The sequence below is a fragment of the Dolichospermum planctonicum genome (assembly GCF_005402965.1).
In the GTDB taxonomy this organism is placed as follows: Bacteria; Cyanobacteriota; Cyanobacteriia; order Cyanobacteriales; family Nostocaceae; genus Dolichospermum; species Dolichospermum planctonicum.
The window spans coordinates 40571-57130 of sequence record NZ_BJCF01000028.1; the positions used below are offsets into that span (position 1 = coordinate 40571).

Genomic DNA, 16560 nt, shown 5'->3' on the forward strand with positions numbered 1-16560 from the left:
TAATAGATATTAAGTGGTTGTGCAAAATAAATTGCAATCTTCTTTTCCAATCTTATCTTCAATCTTGTCTCTCATAGACTTGCTGGTTTTTGCTTTAGACTCCAACTCATCAAGTTGAGAATAAGGTCTATTTCTTATGATTTTATCAATAGTTATTTGTTGAATTCTCGTACCTCTCAAAATTTGGATCATTTTTTCTCTATCAGCAGTATTAATAAATGATAATACAGGATCTACATTTTCATGCGATGATGATCCTGATCTATCAGTTTCATCAATTCTCTCAGTTTTAAGAAATTCAATATTTTTGTTTTTTAATTTCCTTATTTGTAATTCAGTACAACCAGGAGCTATTAAAAAAGCAAGATCAGGTGGTAGGTTATCTTTATCTACAGAAAAATCAAAATCCTTTAACCATTCCTGGAAAGTATCTAGATGTTCCTTTATCAATGAATAATTTTTAGCTTCTCCGTAAGCCTTTGCTACGGCATCATCATGGTGTCTTAACTCTACATAGCAATCAACATTATGATTCTTAATGCGTGTTGTACTGTCAGAAATTAGTAATGAATATCCACCTTTACCTTTATATTTTCTCCAACCGTTATGACCTAAATGATTTTCAGTTTTTTCAGGAAAAATTTTCTCTTCAATTAAAGAATCACCAAGAAATTTAACCCATTTGTTGCGAGATTCCGTTTCAACTAGTTCCCTAGCTTTACTTTCAAAGCGGTTAAATGGTTCATCGAAAAATTTAAAATATGTTTCATGAATTGTAATAACTCTTTGAGAATATACTTCACAAAATTCTCTTAAACTTTGATAACTAGTAGGTTCTAAAGCTATACTTTTTAATTCATTCCAGGCTTTATCAAAATCTTTACAACTAGAGTAAGCACCTTTAATTCGTTCTTCTATTAGTGTTTTAATTTTTAAACATTCCTCTTTACGAAAACGAACAAGCGTTATCAAATTATTAATAACTCTGCTATATAAACCTGCATCTTTTTCAATGAAAGAGTCAACTTGCCGTGATTGACCTACTATATAAACCATCAAACGTGGCTTTTTAATATTACAAGTCTCATTTATTAAATCTCTGATAATTGCTCTAGCATCATCTAAATAATCGGGTTTCAGTGAATCTAGTTCGTCCATTAGATATACAAAATTTGCCTGTGGTTCAGACTTTAAAATCTCTTGAACAACAGAAAAGAATAAATCTTTAAAATTTACCTTAATCTCAGATAGAAAAATGTTTAATTGATTCGCAAAAAGTATTGCATTATCATTATTTAGTTTTATCTGAGCAACTTTTTCTTTACCCATTAATCTGGACAAAAAACTTTCAGATGCTTTCCCAATATTTATAGATAAATTAGAATTATCTTTCATTAATACCCAGAAAGTTTTGGTTAATATATAGGAATATAATTTTACTCCAAAGCTTTCACCACTCGCATCAGCAAGTAACGCATTAAATGGAAAATAAACAATAACTGAATACTTGCGATAAATAGGTTCTATTTCGATCAATTCACGTAAATAGTTAAGTAAAGTGGTTTTCCCACTACCAGGATCGGCTGCTATAAACCTAAAAGTAAACAGACTATTATCAAAAGTATGTTTTATATCATCTTTAAGAAGATCAGTAATATTAGATATAGGTTTTCCAGATAATCCTCTTGCCAAATTATACTGTCCCTCTGTTCCTGGTGTTTTTACTTCACGTTCGACCCAAATATCTTCAATAAATCCTAGTCCACGATTAACACGAGCAAGAAATTCTCTAATTTGCTCTTTCTTTCCTGTGTCTTCCCCTATACCCATAAACTACTCCACCCATTCAATAAGGTCGTCATCTCTTCCTTCTGTGATTTCTCCTGCGGATTTCAGCAATTCAAAATTTTCTTCAAATTTTTCCTGAGAAATAGAATATTTATCTATGAATTTTTTAGAAACTTCTTGTTTGTGAACTATAGCAAAACCTTTTAATGATTTTGCTTTTCTTTCTTCAAAGTACAGCGTTTTAAATTTATCCTTAAATCCATCAAATGTCATATCTTCCAAAAAAGGAGACTGAGTAGCTTGTTGCATAAATTTGACCAAAGTATTTAAGACCTTCGGACCCTTGATAGAATCAAACTGATAATCAGTACAACTAAAATTTTGAAGCAATGCTTCTTTACCTCGTTCTGTTACAGAAAAACGTCCCTTTGTGATTTGTTGTATTAGTTCCAATCTTCGCAGAAATTCATATATTTTTTCACATTCTCCTTTGTACTGTGTTGGTAAGTAAGATTTTACGTTACCTTTAGTAACTGTAGCTTCCTCAGAGTAAGCATGAGCGTAAAACAGATATAACATCTGCTCTGTATTAAGCTTGATCATCTTAACCTCATGTTGAATTGTAACCTATTATATCTAGTATGTGCCAAAGTCACAAGGTATTTAGGACGTTTACTGATCATCTAATTCTACACCTTTAACTAAAGTATGAGCAGTTTCCGACATTTCTATGGTGTAAGGTTGTAATGTGTTATTTTTTAATGCTTCTGTAGTTGCAAAATCAAGAAACAATTCTTTTAAGTGTGGTAAATTTTCTGATCTTTCTTCTGTTACCTCTATCACTTCGGGAAGTAAATGTGCAACACCAAATAACTTTCCTGCATAAGATGTTTTCAGAAAAGCTTGTCTTTGAGCATGAGTCATTATCTCTTTTGACCCTGCCATTATTTCGTCACTACTCATATCGCTTGGGTTCTCCCCATATTGTTTCATGTCGCTGACAAAATTCTGCTGCTGCGGTTCGTGAAAATCTGAAGCCATATAAATCTTCTCCAGGTGTGCTACATGATAAACCAAGATACTCCATTTGTACCTTATCTCTATAGTATGGCACAGCTTTATCCAAAGCATCTAGTATAATTAGCGGTGCTTCTGGTTTTGGTTCACAAAACTCGAAACCAACCTTTATTGCATACCAAATCAACCATTTACCAATAGGTTCAATTAATCTTGTAGCAACATCTCCTCGACTGGTAGGGTGTGCTTCTAAATTATTTATTTCCAGAAATATAGGGGGACTCGGATCAGGATAAGTATATGGATAAAGACTATATTTTATTAATCCCCAGATTTTATCATTATAAACAAGTTTAACTATATTTTGACAGTAGAAGGCTGTTTCATTGCAAATATTTAACCAGTTACAAGACCAATTTGTGGGCATATCATCAATAGTTGCTGGAGAAATAAAAGCAACTTCCTCAGCGTTGGATTCAATTAAAACTTTTACGTGATAACTTCCGATAGTAGTCAATTTGTTTTACACCCTTCTTACAATTACTTTACAATCTCAAAACTATACATTGATATCTTAGCCTTTTACAAAACAATAAGGATTTATTGAGTATTTACAGCGGTTTCCGCTCTTATGAGGTACAAAGTTGAATCATGAAACTCTTGTAGTGCGGGCATCTTGCCCGCTAGATATGTACCTCATAACACCGGGAAGTGCTGTAATATTCAATAACTCAAGATTGATCTTCTTCCCAACTAAACAAAGACTCAAATTCACCAGATTCAGCAAAAGTAATTGCAACTATTAAGAATTGATGTAAATTGATCCTAATTTTACCAGTATAATTTCCCGCTTACAGGGGTAATTTATGAATTACCCTTAGTCAAAAATGAACTACGTTTGCGTAGCGTCCCGTAGGGATAGAAGCGAAGAACATGAAGGTATCTGTAGGTTTTTAATATCCCTATCCTGTAAATCCTTAAATCCTAGATATCCTGTTTCTGACAAATTATGATATTTTGATGTTAGAATATAAAATCAGGGTTTATCTATATTTATGGGTAAAAAAGGTGATCTTAACCTTGATGCAATTGCGAGAGAATTTGGTATGTTAGGGAAAGAAAGAAAAGCTTTTGGTAGATTTCTGGAGCAAGAAAAAACAAATGGTTATGGTGGAACTTTAAATGATAGAGGTTATTTTACTTATCCAGAACTCCGTCAGAAGGCTAAAGAATTTTTAGAGGATATTAATTATGACTCCTAAAACATCTCTTGCTAATTCAATACTAGATCTAAATCAAATTACTCAACCAATTATTGGCGAAACTTGCCATCAAATTGCATTTAGTTATGGTGATGAATTACTGTTAGATTTTGGTGAAATGACTGCCTACAATCATCCTAGATTAGCACATTTACGCAAAGGAAGCTGGCAACTTAGCACTAGGGCTACACCTTGGTATTTAATGCTAGGAGATAATATTTTCAGTCATTCATATATGTACGCAAATTATCAAAACGCTGCCGAACTTGCTAAAATACCGTTACAGTATTTAGAAAATAAAAAACTAACTAATTTTGCGCTTGGTGGTAATCATAATTTTAAACTTACTTTATCATTTGAGGATCATTACGAACTAATTTTAGAACCAGATTTAGAAGATGATTCTGGGCTGGCTTATTGGGAATTAATGATGCCAAATGAGCAAATTTTAATAGTAAGACCCGGACTGTTTTGGGAATGTAAATCAATTCATGAACCTTATTGATCTGAATATCTAAATTCAGATAAAATCCCCAGATTGAAATATAATTACTAATATAATTACTAATTAAGATGGGTAACTGCGTATTCGTGTCTAGAATAAAACTTTGTACCTTAGCATCTTAGCGAAAAATAAAAATACTAACATCCTCAAGATAGATACCCACCCTCAGAAAATATGCCACAATGAAAGTAGAAACGTCTGTTAAAAAAACTTAACACCATTTTCTATTTTTAACTCCTGAACTCCTATTAGCAGGGGGTGGAACTATGATTAGTACAAATAACGATATCAGAATTGTTTCTTTAATTCCGAGTGCTACGGAAATTATCGCTAAACTGGGTTTATTTGATGCTATAGTAGGCAGGTCTCATGAATGTGACTATCCTCCAGAAATCGTAAATCGTCCAGTTTGTACCCAAGCACGTTTTAATGGTCATGCTAGTAAGAACTCTGTTCATAATCAAGTCAATGATGTACTACAATCTGCTTTAAGTATTCACAAGATCAAAGTTGATGTTTTGGAGAAATTGCACCCTACCCACATTGTCACTCAAGACCAATGTGATGCTTTTTCTGTTACTTTACCAGAAGTAGAAGCAGCAGTTGCCCAACTTACCCACAGTTCACCCCAAATTATATCTTTACAGCCTAACACATTACAAGATGTTTGGGGTGATATTGAACGAGTTAGTCGCACTTTCGGCGTAGATTCAGTACAAATACTGGATAACTTAGAAGCCCGTATTAAAATTTGCAAGCGCAAACTACAGGGGCTTTCTAATGCAGAAATGCCGAGGGTAGCTTGTATTGAATGGACTGATCCTTTAATAGCTGCTGCAAATTGGGTTCCTGAATTAATTAATTTAGCAGGGGGACAATCATTGTTTTGTTTGATGGGTAAACCCGCTGTTCATGTACAATGGGAAACACTAGTAGCTAGTAACCCAGATGTAATTATTTTCATGCCTTGTGGCTTTGATTTGCAACGGACTCAGCAACAAGCTGAATTATTAACTCAACGTCCAGAATGGAAAAAACTCCACGCTGTTCAAAGTGGAAGGGTTTTCATTACCGATGGTAATGCTTATTTTAACCGTCCTGGTCCACGATTGGTAGATTCTGTGGAGATATTAGCAGAAATATTGCATCCTGATATCTTTGATTATGGTTATCAAGGTACTGGTTGGCAAACTTTGTAAGCAGTATGCAAATAACTTGATTGTAGGTAGGAGTTTGATAATGTCTTAAACATTGCGTTGCGTTGCGTTATTATTATTGTTGTTTCGCGCAGATACGCAAATAAACAAAGTTTGAGATATTCAATTCTTACCTATTTACTCGTGTTGTTTCGAGTATATCTGTGTTTGACTCCTATGGGAAAATATTCAAGATCACCAATGGGTTTTAATTCTACTAAGGGGGTTTGATATTGGGGGGGAACATAATTAGCAAATTCACTATTCAGACGTAATAATTGGGTCAGAATAGAGTTAGTAATAGATGATTTTTTCTGTTCTTGATCTTCTATTCCTGGTGCTAGTTCGACGACTACAGATAAAAAGCGGTTTTTGTCTAAATCTTCTTTTACTTGTAATACAAATTTACCCGTTACCCATTCTCTAATAATTGGTTGTTCTAAACCTACTGTAATATTTTCTGGATAGATATTTGCGCCAAAATAGGAAACTGTAAAGTTAGAACGTCCGAAAACATAGACAAAAGGTAACTGATTAATTCCGCGATGATTTTCTAATTCTATGAGAGGATTAAAACCCCAAGTTGCTAAAAATTCTAGCATTTCTGGATAGGAAATTAAACCACCATGATCAAGAATACTATATCTAATTAAAGGAACTCCATTATCCCCAGAAAATAGGAGATTTCCCTCTTCAACTTCAAAAAACCGACTGCTAGGATCATATTGGACTAAAGTAGGTAAACGGGACTCTCCAAATAATGCTTTGGCTGCTGCGGGAGTACGCGCTAAAAACCGTCGAATACATATACTTAAAGGGGTTTCATTTCCTAAAACTCCCGCGTCTGCTGTTCCATATAAAGAAGCAAAATCATCACAGGGATTTTCAGAACCCATTCTTTCAGCGACTAAATTTCGCCATTCCTCACTAAATACTTCTCCGGCCATTACCAATTTAATATTATATTGTTTCCATTGCATTCCCTGAGCAAGACCCGTATCAATGACATCTTTTAAAAATGGTGGATATCCTAATAATACAACTTGCTGAAAGTTAGTTCCTAATTCCTGGACAATTCGCAAAATTTCCGGTTTATTATTACCTGGAGTAATGACGGTCAGGGGATAACCTTTAGCAGCTAAATAACGACAACAATTAGTAGTAAACATTCCTCCTACCCAAGTTCCCAAGGAAAAACAAATTACTGCTAAAGTAGTTTGAGAATCTGCGTAAAAACTATTATGAAAAATTTGCTCAAAGCGGGTGGCTATGTGTAATTCATCTGTTAAAAAACGCGGCCAAAATGTTGATTTTCCTGTAGAACCGGAGGAAGCAGCTATAAAATCACAGTTTTCTATTTTTCCATGATAACACAATTGAGATACAGGATATTTTGCTAGATAATTCTCCTTATTAATTTTCGGGATTTTCTGAAAATCTGCTAAAGTTTGAATAGTATCTGGTTTAATTCCGGCTTTTGCTAAAAATTCTTGATATGCAGGTACATTGGCTGCGACTTTCTGAAATAATTTGATCACAGTTATTTCTAGATCATCATCAGGACACCGTTGAAGTTTTTCCTTTAAAGGAAGAGATATAAAGTTGGTGAGTTCTTGAATTATATTTTGGGTTTCCGTTGGGGATTTCATAATTTATCTCAGGTAAAAACTATGCTGTTGACTAGATTTATTTAATTTATGTTTATCATGTCGAAAATAGACTGGTAATCATACCATTTTCCCGTAAAACTGCATCAAATTTTTTCAAAGTTTTCTTTTCCGTCTTTGTGTCCTCTGTGTCCTCTGTGTCCTCTGTGGTTCGTTGATCTTAAATTTCCAATATATTTTATTTATATTTTTAAATAAAGACCAAAGAACGCGGGTAATTTTCGGGTAATTTTAATTAGTATTAAGTTTTTAAGATTTAAAAGGCTAGACTTAATCATTATAATGACAATAGAACAAAAATCTTGAGATGTCAACCCTAAAAATAGATATTTACTCAAAATTACAGAATATTGCTAATTATTAATATTTATAATGGAATTTTTATTTTCATACTCCGTGAGCAAATATTGCGTAAATCCTTCTGGTGATGTTGTATAACTTGATTAGACTTAATTTATCTCGTAGTATTATGCAAGTATATTGCAGTCAAAAACACGCAAATAATAGTAATCACCGTTTTTGTACTTTTTGCGGTGAATCACTACCCTTGACTGTGGGGCAAGTTATTGATAATCGTTATGAAATTGGACGTATATTAGGACAAGGTGGCTTTGGACGCAGTTATTTGGCTATTGATAGGCAAAAATCTCGGAAAATCTGCGTTTTAAAGGAATTTGCGCCCCAAGTTGTCAAACCCCAGGATTTACAAAAGGCCAAGGACTTGTTTGTACGGGAAGCGAGTGTTCTGAAAAAAATCCAACACTCCCAAATTCCGTTTTTTCACTCCGCTTTTCAGGTAAAAATTGGAATTAAGGATCTTTTCTTTTTGGTGCAAGATTATATTGAGGGTGATAATTACGACCAATTATTGGCACAGCGTCAAAGTCGGGGAAAGTGTTTTAGTGAGGAGGAGGTGATTAATTTACTGCACAATATTCTTCCGGTGCTGGCTTATATTCATGGTTTAGATATTGTTCACCGCGATATTTCCCCGGATAATTTGATTTTACGCCAAAGTGATAATTTACCCGTGTTGATTGATTTTGGGGGTGTGAAACAGTTACCAGCTTATCAAGGGTTTTTGCGGACGCAATTGGCGGGAAATGGAACTTTATTAGGTAAAAAAGGCTATGCACCGGAAGAACAGTTACTTCAAGGAAAGGTATATAAAAGTAGCGATTTTTATTCTTTAGCGGTGACAGCTTTAGTGCTAATTACGGGGAAACAACCAAATTTACTTTATGATGGTTTTAATGGGGTTTGGCTTTGGGGTAAGGAAATTAAGGTGAGTCCCAAGTTAGAGACTGTGTTAAGAAAGATGTTAGCCCATAAGCCCAGCGATCGCTATCAAAAGGCTGAACAAGTTATTAAAGATTTACCTTTGGCATCTATGGCATCTAGGGGGCAAACTATGATAAATTCTCACAATCATTCCCATCCTGATATGACTAAGCTGAAAACTCAAATAGTCGCACCAGGTATCAAAAAAGTCCGTACTATCGGTGGTAGCTTCCACAATAAGACGACATTATTTGTACAGAAAATACCTATGCCAGCATGGTTACGTCCTTTTACTGTTAGCTTGATGATGACAACGGGGGTGTTATTAACAGGTGTGGGTATGTTCGCTTTGAGTAATTTTGCGGTGAAGGAGATATCATCAATTACATTTCCTGAATTTGCAGTTCCCAAGATACCTGCTATTAATAATTCTGGGGGTGGAAAAAATAGTAAACGCAGTATTCAAGAGGTTTTGAGTCGTCTTAAAGAATTAGAAATTTCTGGGGTATTTTTCGCCAATACAGTTAATGAGATTTTCTATATGCAAAATCCGAATCTGAGGGGACGGAAATTAACGGAAAAACCAGAAGATGCTGCTTTACGGGAACAATGGAGCAACATTGCTAATCAGTTATTAAATAATTTGGAAAAGGCAAATTTAAGTCAAACAGCTAGACGGAAAATAGGTAATTATAGTCAACAAGATTCCCAACGGTGGGAACAACTGGCTAAAGCTGGTAAATTGGGTAAATATAAATCTTTCCGAGATTTACGTACGGACACATATCGAACCTTTGAACCCTTGTTTCCTGGTCAAAAACGCGGTCAACTGAATCAAAAAACTTTTTTACAGATTTGGTATGCGATCGCATCTGATAAAATAGCTAGTTAAATTGGGGTTAAAAACCGCTTTACACAGGTAAAAACCACCTAAATCGGTTTGAAATTCCTAATTTTTCCTGAGTCCGCCGCTGCGGACATTGTTTGTATAGCCGCGACTTCTAATTGCTAAGTCTCTAAGTTGACAATTGATAAATGACAAATGACAGATGACTAATCTTTATTGTTCTCAAGGACATCAAAATCCCCCTGGTAGTAGCTTTTGTCGTCAATGTGGAGAGAAAATTGCCAATATACCAACATCTGTAAATCACCATATTCAACCAGGTCAAATTTTAGGCGATCGCTATGTTATAATTCGGCAAATTGGCCAAGGAGGATTTGGCCGGACTTATTTAGCCGCAGATATTAACCGTTTTCAAGAAAATTGTGTTTTAAAAGAATTTTCTCCCCAAATACAAACTCCTGACCTGCTCCAAAAAGCAGCGGAACTTTTTCAAAGGGAAGCAAGTGTTCTTTATAAATTACAACATTCCCAAATTCCTAGATTTCGGGAATTATTACCAATTAATTTACAAGGTAAAGAAAGTCTTTTTTTAATTCAAGATTATGTAGATGGTGAAACTTTTAATTCTTTATTAAAACATCGTCAACAACGCGGTTTAAAATTTACAGAAACAGAAATTCGTCAACTATTACAGCAAATTTTACCAGTTCTGGAATATATTCACTCTCTTGGTGTTATTCATCGTGATATTTCTCCTGATAATTTAATGTTGAGAAATAGTGATCAATTACCTGTTTTAATTGATTTTGGTGGCGTGAAACAAGTAGCCGCAAATGTCGCTTCTCAATATTATCAAACAGGGGCAAAAACACCTTCTCCCAGTGAAACTTTGTTGGGAAAAATGGGATTTGCCCCGCCAGAACAAATGCAAACGGGTATGGTTTCTGCCCAAAGTGACTTATATGCTTTAGCTGCCACTATGTTAGTATTATTGACAGGTAAAGAACCACAAGAATTAATTGATACTTATAATCTGAGTTGGCAGTGGCGAAGGGAAGTTAGCTTAAGTGTTACATTGGGGCAAATTATTGATAAAATGTTATCACCAATTGCCAGTAATCGCTATCAAACAGCTAGTCAAGTTCTGCAAGCCCTTAATCCTCAACCTATTAACTATCCCCAAACTCAACCCCCCACCGCCGCAACTATCGCTTTTTCTCCCCCGAAAACCCCAGTTTCCCCACCTAAAATTACTCCCACTGCTCCTCAACCGAGTATTTGGACGGCAACAAATGTTTTTATAATTACCTTTGCTGTAATTACCAGCGGTGGCTTACTTACGTGGGGATTCAAAAACCGCAGTCATAATTTAAACGGGAGTCACTCAATAATTACATCTAACCCCAATTCTAGGGAATCAGTAAAACCAGAAGTTAATTTTTCACCAGCGGAAAAACAACGTAAACAAAAATTAAGCGATCGCCGTGAAGAATTAGACATAAATTATAACTTCTATGTTAAAATTACAAACGATCTATTTTGGGCAAAATACCCCAGTTTAAAAGGGCGTATTCTCAGCGATAGTCCAGAAGATGAGAAGTTACGCGCAAAATGGGATCAAACCGCCGCTGAAGTTCTAGAACAACTGTCAGAACTCAGTTCTGAATCCCGTAGTCAACTAGGAACTTATACATTATCAGTCCTCACTAACTGGAAAGCCGAAGTTAATAAAATTAACGTTGCTAGTCGTTCTTTGTATGATTTGGGGGATGTTGCTTTTTTCAGTAAATTTCCTGAAAAAAGAAGTAAAGATTTTATCAAACAACCCATTGGACAAGTTTGGTATGGATTTGTCAACGATCAACTTAACGCCATTCTTGACAGAAGCGCATTTCAAAGATTAGTCTTTCCTGAAGGTGCTACCGGTAAAACAGTGAGTGGGAGTCTCAAACCAGGAAGAGGTAAAGTTTTCATTGCTGGACTAGCCAAAAATCAAAATTTAGAAGTTAAACTAAAAGCAAATTCAAAAGTTTTAATATCAATTTATTCTCCTACTGGGAAAACTGCATTTTTAGAAGATTCTCAAGAAAGAAGTATATCTAATACATTACCAGAAACAGGATTTTATGAATTTGTGGTTGTTTCCACAGCCTCAGAAACCGTAGATTATGAACTAACTATCATAGCAGAAAATCCCCCAGAACCAGAGCCAATACCCACAGAAACACCCACAGAAGAACCTACACCCATAGAAACCCCGACAGAAACCCCAAACCCTGAGAATAATTGAAAAGTTTATAGCATTTCCGATCTTAGTTAGGTATAGGAATCAGGAAGTCAACCGTAGATAAATTTGTACCTCAAGACTGAATAATTTTTTTGATTGAATTAATAAAATGATAAAAACTGCAACAATATAAAGTGCTTTTTCCTCTAACTTCTAAATATTCTCCAGGTGTATGAGTATGTATGCAAGTTTGTAGTTCCATATTATTCCTCTTGATTTTGTTTATTAATTGTAGATAGTTAATAGGAAAAGAATTTTTTTGATTAATTAAGTTCGCGCTTTATTTAATTTTAAATAAAATTTAATGCCTGTTTGATAATTAATTCTTGATCTACCATATTTCTCAAGGTTAATTCATCATAAATTCCGCCAAAAGCTTCTAAAGAAGCATTATCTAAAGCTCGATTATAAGCTGCTGGTAAAATTTCTTCTATTTCTTTTTTGTTCATGTAATATCGTCCAGCTTTTCTGCGTTTGTTGATCCGATCAATTGCGTCAATAGCATTACAAATGGAAACATCCCAAGCATGAGTTGTCCTTTTTTATGCCTGTTGTTTAATTAAATGGACTAAAAGCACTACACAATAGCTATAAATTTTATTGATTTTATCTTCTTTGCTCATTTCTTCTAATTCATCAATTAAAGATAGAGCCGCTTTTAGGTTGCCAGAAACCACTAATTGTCTGAGTTATAGTAATTCTTCCATGATTTGCTCTCTCCTTGAAGTTTGCTATTTCTAGGATAGCGCTGATAACGCTACGCTAGAAATACACCACTAAAAATAACAGTTGTTGTGCAAGTTTTACCAATTTTTGCTAGAGTATGAGCGATGGCACGCATCACGCCGCAGCTACAGATTGGAAGTTTTGCAGCCTATTTAACCATTGATTCCAGTGATAAACTAACTTTGTACGATCAAACTGAAAAACTTCTGCTTCTTGATCAGGTAAAGCCACAACAATTAAAGCATTATTAATTTTATCACCAAATAGATTAGTTTGATATTGTCTATTAATTGCACCAGTATAAGCAGTTAGCTGTAAAGGTTTATCATAAAGCTTTCCTAGTTTCTCCTTTGGTTCTTCGGCTGTTGTCCATTCAATGACATGGGGAATACCTTGATAACGCGCCACAAAATCAACTTTACCTGCGTAAGTTTCCACATAGTTAGGTACAACTTGCTCAACTAGTTGCACGTCGCTAATATCTTTAAGTAAAGGCTGAATGCTATCCCAATAAGGTTGAATAAAGTTGTTTATAGGTTGCAGTGAGTTAGTTTGGAAATGGTGCTGAATCATTTTGTGTAAATCATTTCCCCGAATACGACTAGTATTAGTAATACGATTTGCTTCTGCATCTCCAACTTTTTTCCGCCAATAGTAAAGTCCATTTCGGGACTCTTGGGTTTGTGTGGCTTTGAGAACTGTGGTGACAGCAGGAAGGAGAACGCCGTTATTACCTTGGTAGTAGCATTGGCTGTTAATGTAGGTAGATTTCATAGCTTTGTGCGTGTTGAGTGACTACATCAACTAGCTTCGAGGGTTGGTGTCTGAGATAGCGTCTGAGTAAGTTATCTAGGGTGTATGACTTTGTGTATGAGAGTGTATGACTTTTGATAATACTCTAGCTATAATAATTAAAAGTTCTGTGGTTAAAATATGACTGGGCGATCGCTTACTGCATCTATAGAGGGTATCGAGAAAGCAAAAAAAGCTTTGCGAAGTAATAGCTTAAATCAAACAGCCTTAGCTATAGAGTTAGAGCTTTCTCGTTCAACTGTTACTAATTTCTTTCGTCAGATACCAATTGAACGCTGGAATTTTGAGGAAATTTGCAGAAAACTAGGTTTAGACTGGCAAGATATTGTTGATATAACAGCAAACGAAACTGAAATTGAGGAAATTGAAAATCCTATATTTAAAGATCCTAATTTTTTAGGACGTGAGGAAGATATAGCAAATATCAACAACCTAGTTAATGAAGGTAAAAAAGTTATTTTGATTAAAGCTGAGGGTGGTATCGGTAAAACAACCTTGGCTGAAAATTGGTTTAAAATTCAACGTTGCGATTATTTAAAACTTAATGTAGGTACAACATCTCAAACCATTAAATCACTTGAAGAATGGTTAATATCTCAATTAAAAGAAACTTTTAAAATTACACCAGCACAAAATTTTGGTAATATGTTGGATCAACTGACAACGCAACTACAGAAGCAAAAAATTGGTATTTTAATTGATAATCTTGAACCTGCTCTTAAAAATGGTAAATTTATAGAACCACATCAGAATTATGTAGATTTATTGGAAATACTTGCTAATCAAAATATTCAAGGGATTACCATTATTACAAGTCGTGAGCAGATTTATGAGCATAAAATTTTCAGGTTGTCAACTTTTTATAATTATGATTTAGAGGGATTAAATGAAAAAACATGGCAAGAGTATTTTGAAAATAAACAGATCATAATATATAATGATTATTTAAATGCAATATGGCGAAATTATGGCGGTAATGCTGAGGCTATGTCTTTGCTTGCTGCTGATATTTTAAAGGAGTCAAAAGGAGATTTAAAGGCTTACTGGCAAGATAACAGTGAGGACTTATTAAGACATCGTTCTTTAGAACAACTTGTAAAATCTCAGTTTGATAAACTCAAAAATGATAATTTACAGGCTTATAATTTACTCTGTCGTGTAGGAGTTTATCCTAATCAAGATATTAATTTACCAGAGATATGGTTATCTTGTTTACTTTGGGATGTACCTAAGAATAGACAGAAGCGAGTGATTAATGATTTACTATCAAGCTGTTTGATTAAAAAGCGAGATGAATGTTATTATTTACATACTATTATCAGGATACAGGCTATATATGAATTTAATTTATTGGTTCAGAACCATAATATCAATATACTCATTTTAAAAAGTAAAATTGACGATATTATTCTCAATCATCAGAATATACAATCTTTCTTGAACAGCATTAATCAAAAATTATTTTTTGTTTCTGAATGCTATAAAAAATCAGCATTTATAGCAGTGCATTTAGCATATTTATTAAGATTTAATGAAAACATTAACAATCAAGACAACAATAAATATTATGAACTTGCTTCTAGAATTGATAAATCTTTCAAGATTTTATTTAAAGGACTTGAATTTGTAGTAAATTCTTTTTTTGAAGAAATAGAGAACTACTATGCTAGTAGACTTAGGGATTATATTAATAAAACAATGCCTAGTATTTCCATGAAGATAAAAAATATCAAGTATCACCCAAAATTTTTAAATTTTGTAATCCAGGATATTTATCCTTTACTACCTAATTTTATAGATAAACATATATTGGATGTTTATGAGAACTATCTTGAGATGCTAAGTTTTTTGAAGACAAATGTTTTGAATGATAAAATATGTAATTTGCAGTTTGAAATATTTATATCATCATTATCTTTTGAGCAAATAAACAATATTATTGAGAATAAAGGTTTTGATGAAATAAAATTTAGATGCTTAAATATGGGTAATAACATAATATCCAGACTTACATTTACATTAGATGAATTTAAAGACTTAATAATTGGAGATTTAAGTCAATATCAAGAAAATAGTAACATTTGTATTTCAAGTATTCGTAGTCAAAAATCAGAAGTTAAATCTTCAGAATTAAGCAAGAGATTGGTTTTTTATGAAAATCCATATTTACAAGAACAATGGAAATTAATGTATAAAGATATTAATATACTCAGGGACTATTATGATGCTAATTTATTACTTACATATTGCTTACATCTTAGTTCCCCAGAAATTCGCTCTTATATCGAAGAAACCCTACTATTACCCATTGAAGAAATAGAAAAACGCCCATTCAAATATCAAGAATAAACTGTCTCATTTTTGTAATCAAATCATCTTAGTAAATATGTATGCTATAATAAAGCTAAGTTGATTGAGTAAACTATAAACTACTGGTATAGTATATAAATTGTAGTTAAGAAAACCCTTGTGTTACCACTGGAGATTGACCAAAAATGCTAAACCAATCTATTGCCAAAATGACTTTACAGGATTTAGAATCCTTAATTAATAGAATTGTTGATGAAAGAATTAATCAGGTTAATCTTGGTAAACGCAACAACATAGAAAAAACTGAAATTGTTCAAAAAATACATACCCTGCAAGAAAACTTAAAGCAAAAATATGGAGAATTTTCTGATTTGACAGAATTATTACGAGAAGATAGAGAGAGATGATCACAGATAAAATTGTCATTGATAGCAGTGTAGCCATTAAATGGTTTATTGCTCAAGATTATTCATTAGAAGCAAATAAAATTCTTGATGCTTATCAAGCACAACAAATTACCTTGATTGCACCAGACTTAATTTATGCAGAAATTGGTAATATTGTTTGGAAAATACAGCGATTTCAAGGTTTAACTAATCACGAAGCTGAGATGATACTTGATTTATTTCAGCAAATACAGTTAAAAATATTTCCTGCTGATGAATTATTAAAAGATGCCTATCAGTTTGCAGTCAATTATCAAAGAACCGTCTATGATAGCCTTTACGTAGTTTTAACCCACATTCCGCACCCTGAACTGTCACAGATCAAAAAAGCAGAGATAGTAGTACATAATAACTAACGATCAATTAAAGAGAAATAAGCTTAATGAGAATACATATCATTAAAAGGGGGGTGGTG

The 16560-nt window shown here is 33.7% G+C and carries 14 protein-coding genes and 1 pseudogene; 8 read left to right on the forward strand and 7 right to left on the reverse strand.

Annotated features, from left to right (window positions below):
- Window positions 1-9 precede the first annotated feature (9 nt).
- From FFO06_RS12965 to FFO06_RS12980, 4 genes are all read right to left on the reverse strand, one after another.
- Entirely contained in the window at window positions 10-1830 is a 1821-nt protein-coding gene (locus FFO06_RS12965; protein ID WP_137908418.1) for a P-loop NTPase fold protein, read from the reverse strand.
- Between the two features lie 3 nt (window positions 1831-1833).
- A complete protein-coding gene (locus FFO06_RS12970) occupies window positions 1834-2391 on the reverse strand; it encodes a hypothetical protein (RefSeq protein WP_137908419.1) in 558 nt (185 codons plus the stop codon).
- A gap of 69 nt (window positions 2392-2460) precedes the next feature.
- Window positions 2461-2751, reverse strand: coding sequence for a protochlorophyllide oxidoreductase (locus tag FFO06_RS21555; RefSeq protein WP_201275455.1), 291 nt, complete (start codon window positions 2749-2751; stop codon window positions 2461-2463).
- Window positions 2744-3322: a hypothetical protein gene (locus FFO06_RS12980; protein ID WP_137908420.1), complete on the reverse strand. Its 579-nt coding sequence runs from the start codon at window positions 3320-3322 to the stop codon at window positions 2744-2746. The genes FFO06_RS21555 and FFO06_RS12980 overlap by 8 nt, the downstream gene beginning before the upstream one ends.
- A gap of 538 nt (window positions 3323-3860) precedes the next feature.
- On the opposite strand from FFO06_RS12980, the gene FFO06_RS12985 reads away from it, so the two are divergent.
- From FFO06_RS12985 to FFO06_RS12995, 3 genes are all read left to right on the forward strand, one after another.
- Window positions 3861-4067: a hypothetical protein gene (locus FFO06_RS12985; protein WP_137908421.1), complete on the forward strand. Its 207-nt coding sequence runs from the start codon at window positions 3861-3863 to the stop codon at window positions 4065-4067.
- The gene (locus tag FFO06_RS12990; RefSeq protein WP_137908422.1) at window positions 4057-4572 is read left to right on the forward strand and encodes a hypothetical protein; all 516 of its coding nucleotides are present in this window, start codon (window positions 4057-4059) and stop codon (window positions 4570-4572) included. The genes FFO06_RS12985 and FFO06_RS12990 overlap by 11 nt, the downstream gene beginning before the upstream one ends.
- Before the next feature lie 266 nt (window positions 4573-4838).
- Entirely contained in the window at window positions 4839-5771 is a 933-nt protein-coding gene (locus FFO06_RS12995) for a cobalamin-binding protein (protein WP_137908423.1), read from the forward strand.
- A gap of 131 nt (window positions 5772-5902) precedes the next feature.
- Here FFO06_RS12995 and FFO06_RS13000 read toward each other — a convergent pair whose 3' ends face one another.
- Window positions 5903-7417, reverse strand: a complete 1515-nt coding sequence (locus FFO06_RS13000; protein WP_137908424.1) for a phenylacetate--CoA ligase family protein — start codon at window positions 7415-7417, stop codon at window positions 5903-5905.
- A 487-nt stretch (window positions 7418-7904) separates the two neighbouring features.
- Between FFO06_RS13000 and FFO06_RS13005 the strand changes: the two genes are divergently transcribed.
- Window positions 7905-9608, forward strand: a complete 1704-nt coding sequence (locus tag FFO06_RS13005) for a serine/threonine-protein kinase (protein ID WP_137908425.1) — start codon at window positions 7905-7907, stop codon at window positions 9606-9608.
- Window positions 9609-9765: 157 nt separating this feature from the next.
- A complete protein-coding gene (locus FFO06_RS13010; protein WP_137908426.1) occupies window positions 9766-11853 on the forward strand; it encodes a serine/threonine-protein kinase in 2088 nt (695 codons plus the stop codon).
- A 287-nt stretch (window positions 11854-12140) separates the two neighbouring features.
- On the opposite strand, the pseudogene FFO06_RS13015 reads toward FFO06_RS13010, so the two are convergent.
- Both FFO06_RS13015 and FFO06_RS13020 read right to left on the reverse strand, forming a co-directional pair.
- A pseudogene (locus FFO06_RS13015) lies at window positions 12141-12527 on the reverse strand (DUF29 family protein).
- Between the two features lie 163 nt (window positions 12528-12690).
- Window positions 12691-13350 carry an exonuclease gene (locus FFO06_RS13020; RefSeq protein WP_137908427.1) on the reverse strand — a complete coding sequence of 220 codons (660 nt, stop codon included), beginning with the start codon at window positions 13348-13350 and terminating at the stop codon, window positions 12691-12693.
- Window positions 13351-13509: 159 nt separating this feature from the next.
- Between FFO06_RS13020 and FFO06_RS13025 the strand changes: the two genes are divergently transcribed.
- From FFO06_RS13025 to FFO06_RS13035, 3 genes are all read left to right on the forward strand, one after another.
- A complete protein-coding gene (locus FFO06_RS13025; RefSeq protein WP_137908428.1) occupies window positions 13510-15738 on the forward strand; it encodes an NACHT C-terminal helical domain 2-containing protein in 2229 nt (742 codons plus the stop codon).
- A gap of 146 nt (window positions 15739-15884) precedes the next feature.
- Window positions 15885-16106 carry a hypothetical protein gene (locus FFO06_RS13030; protein ID WP_137908429.1) on the forward strand — a complete coding sequence of 74 codons (222 nt, stop codon included), beginning with the start codon at window positions 15885-15887 and terminating at the stop codon, window positions 16104-16106.
- A complete protein-coding gene (locus tag FFO06_RS13035; protein ID WP_236097143.1) occupies window positions 16103-16501 on the forward strand; it encodes a type II toxin-antitoxin system VapC family toxin in 399 nt (132 codons plus the stop codon). Before FFO06_RS13030 ends, FFO06_RS13035 begins: the two co-directional genes overlap by 4 nt.
- The last annotated feature ends 59 nt before the right edge of the window (window positions 16502-16560 follow it).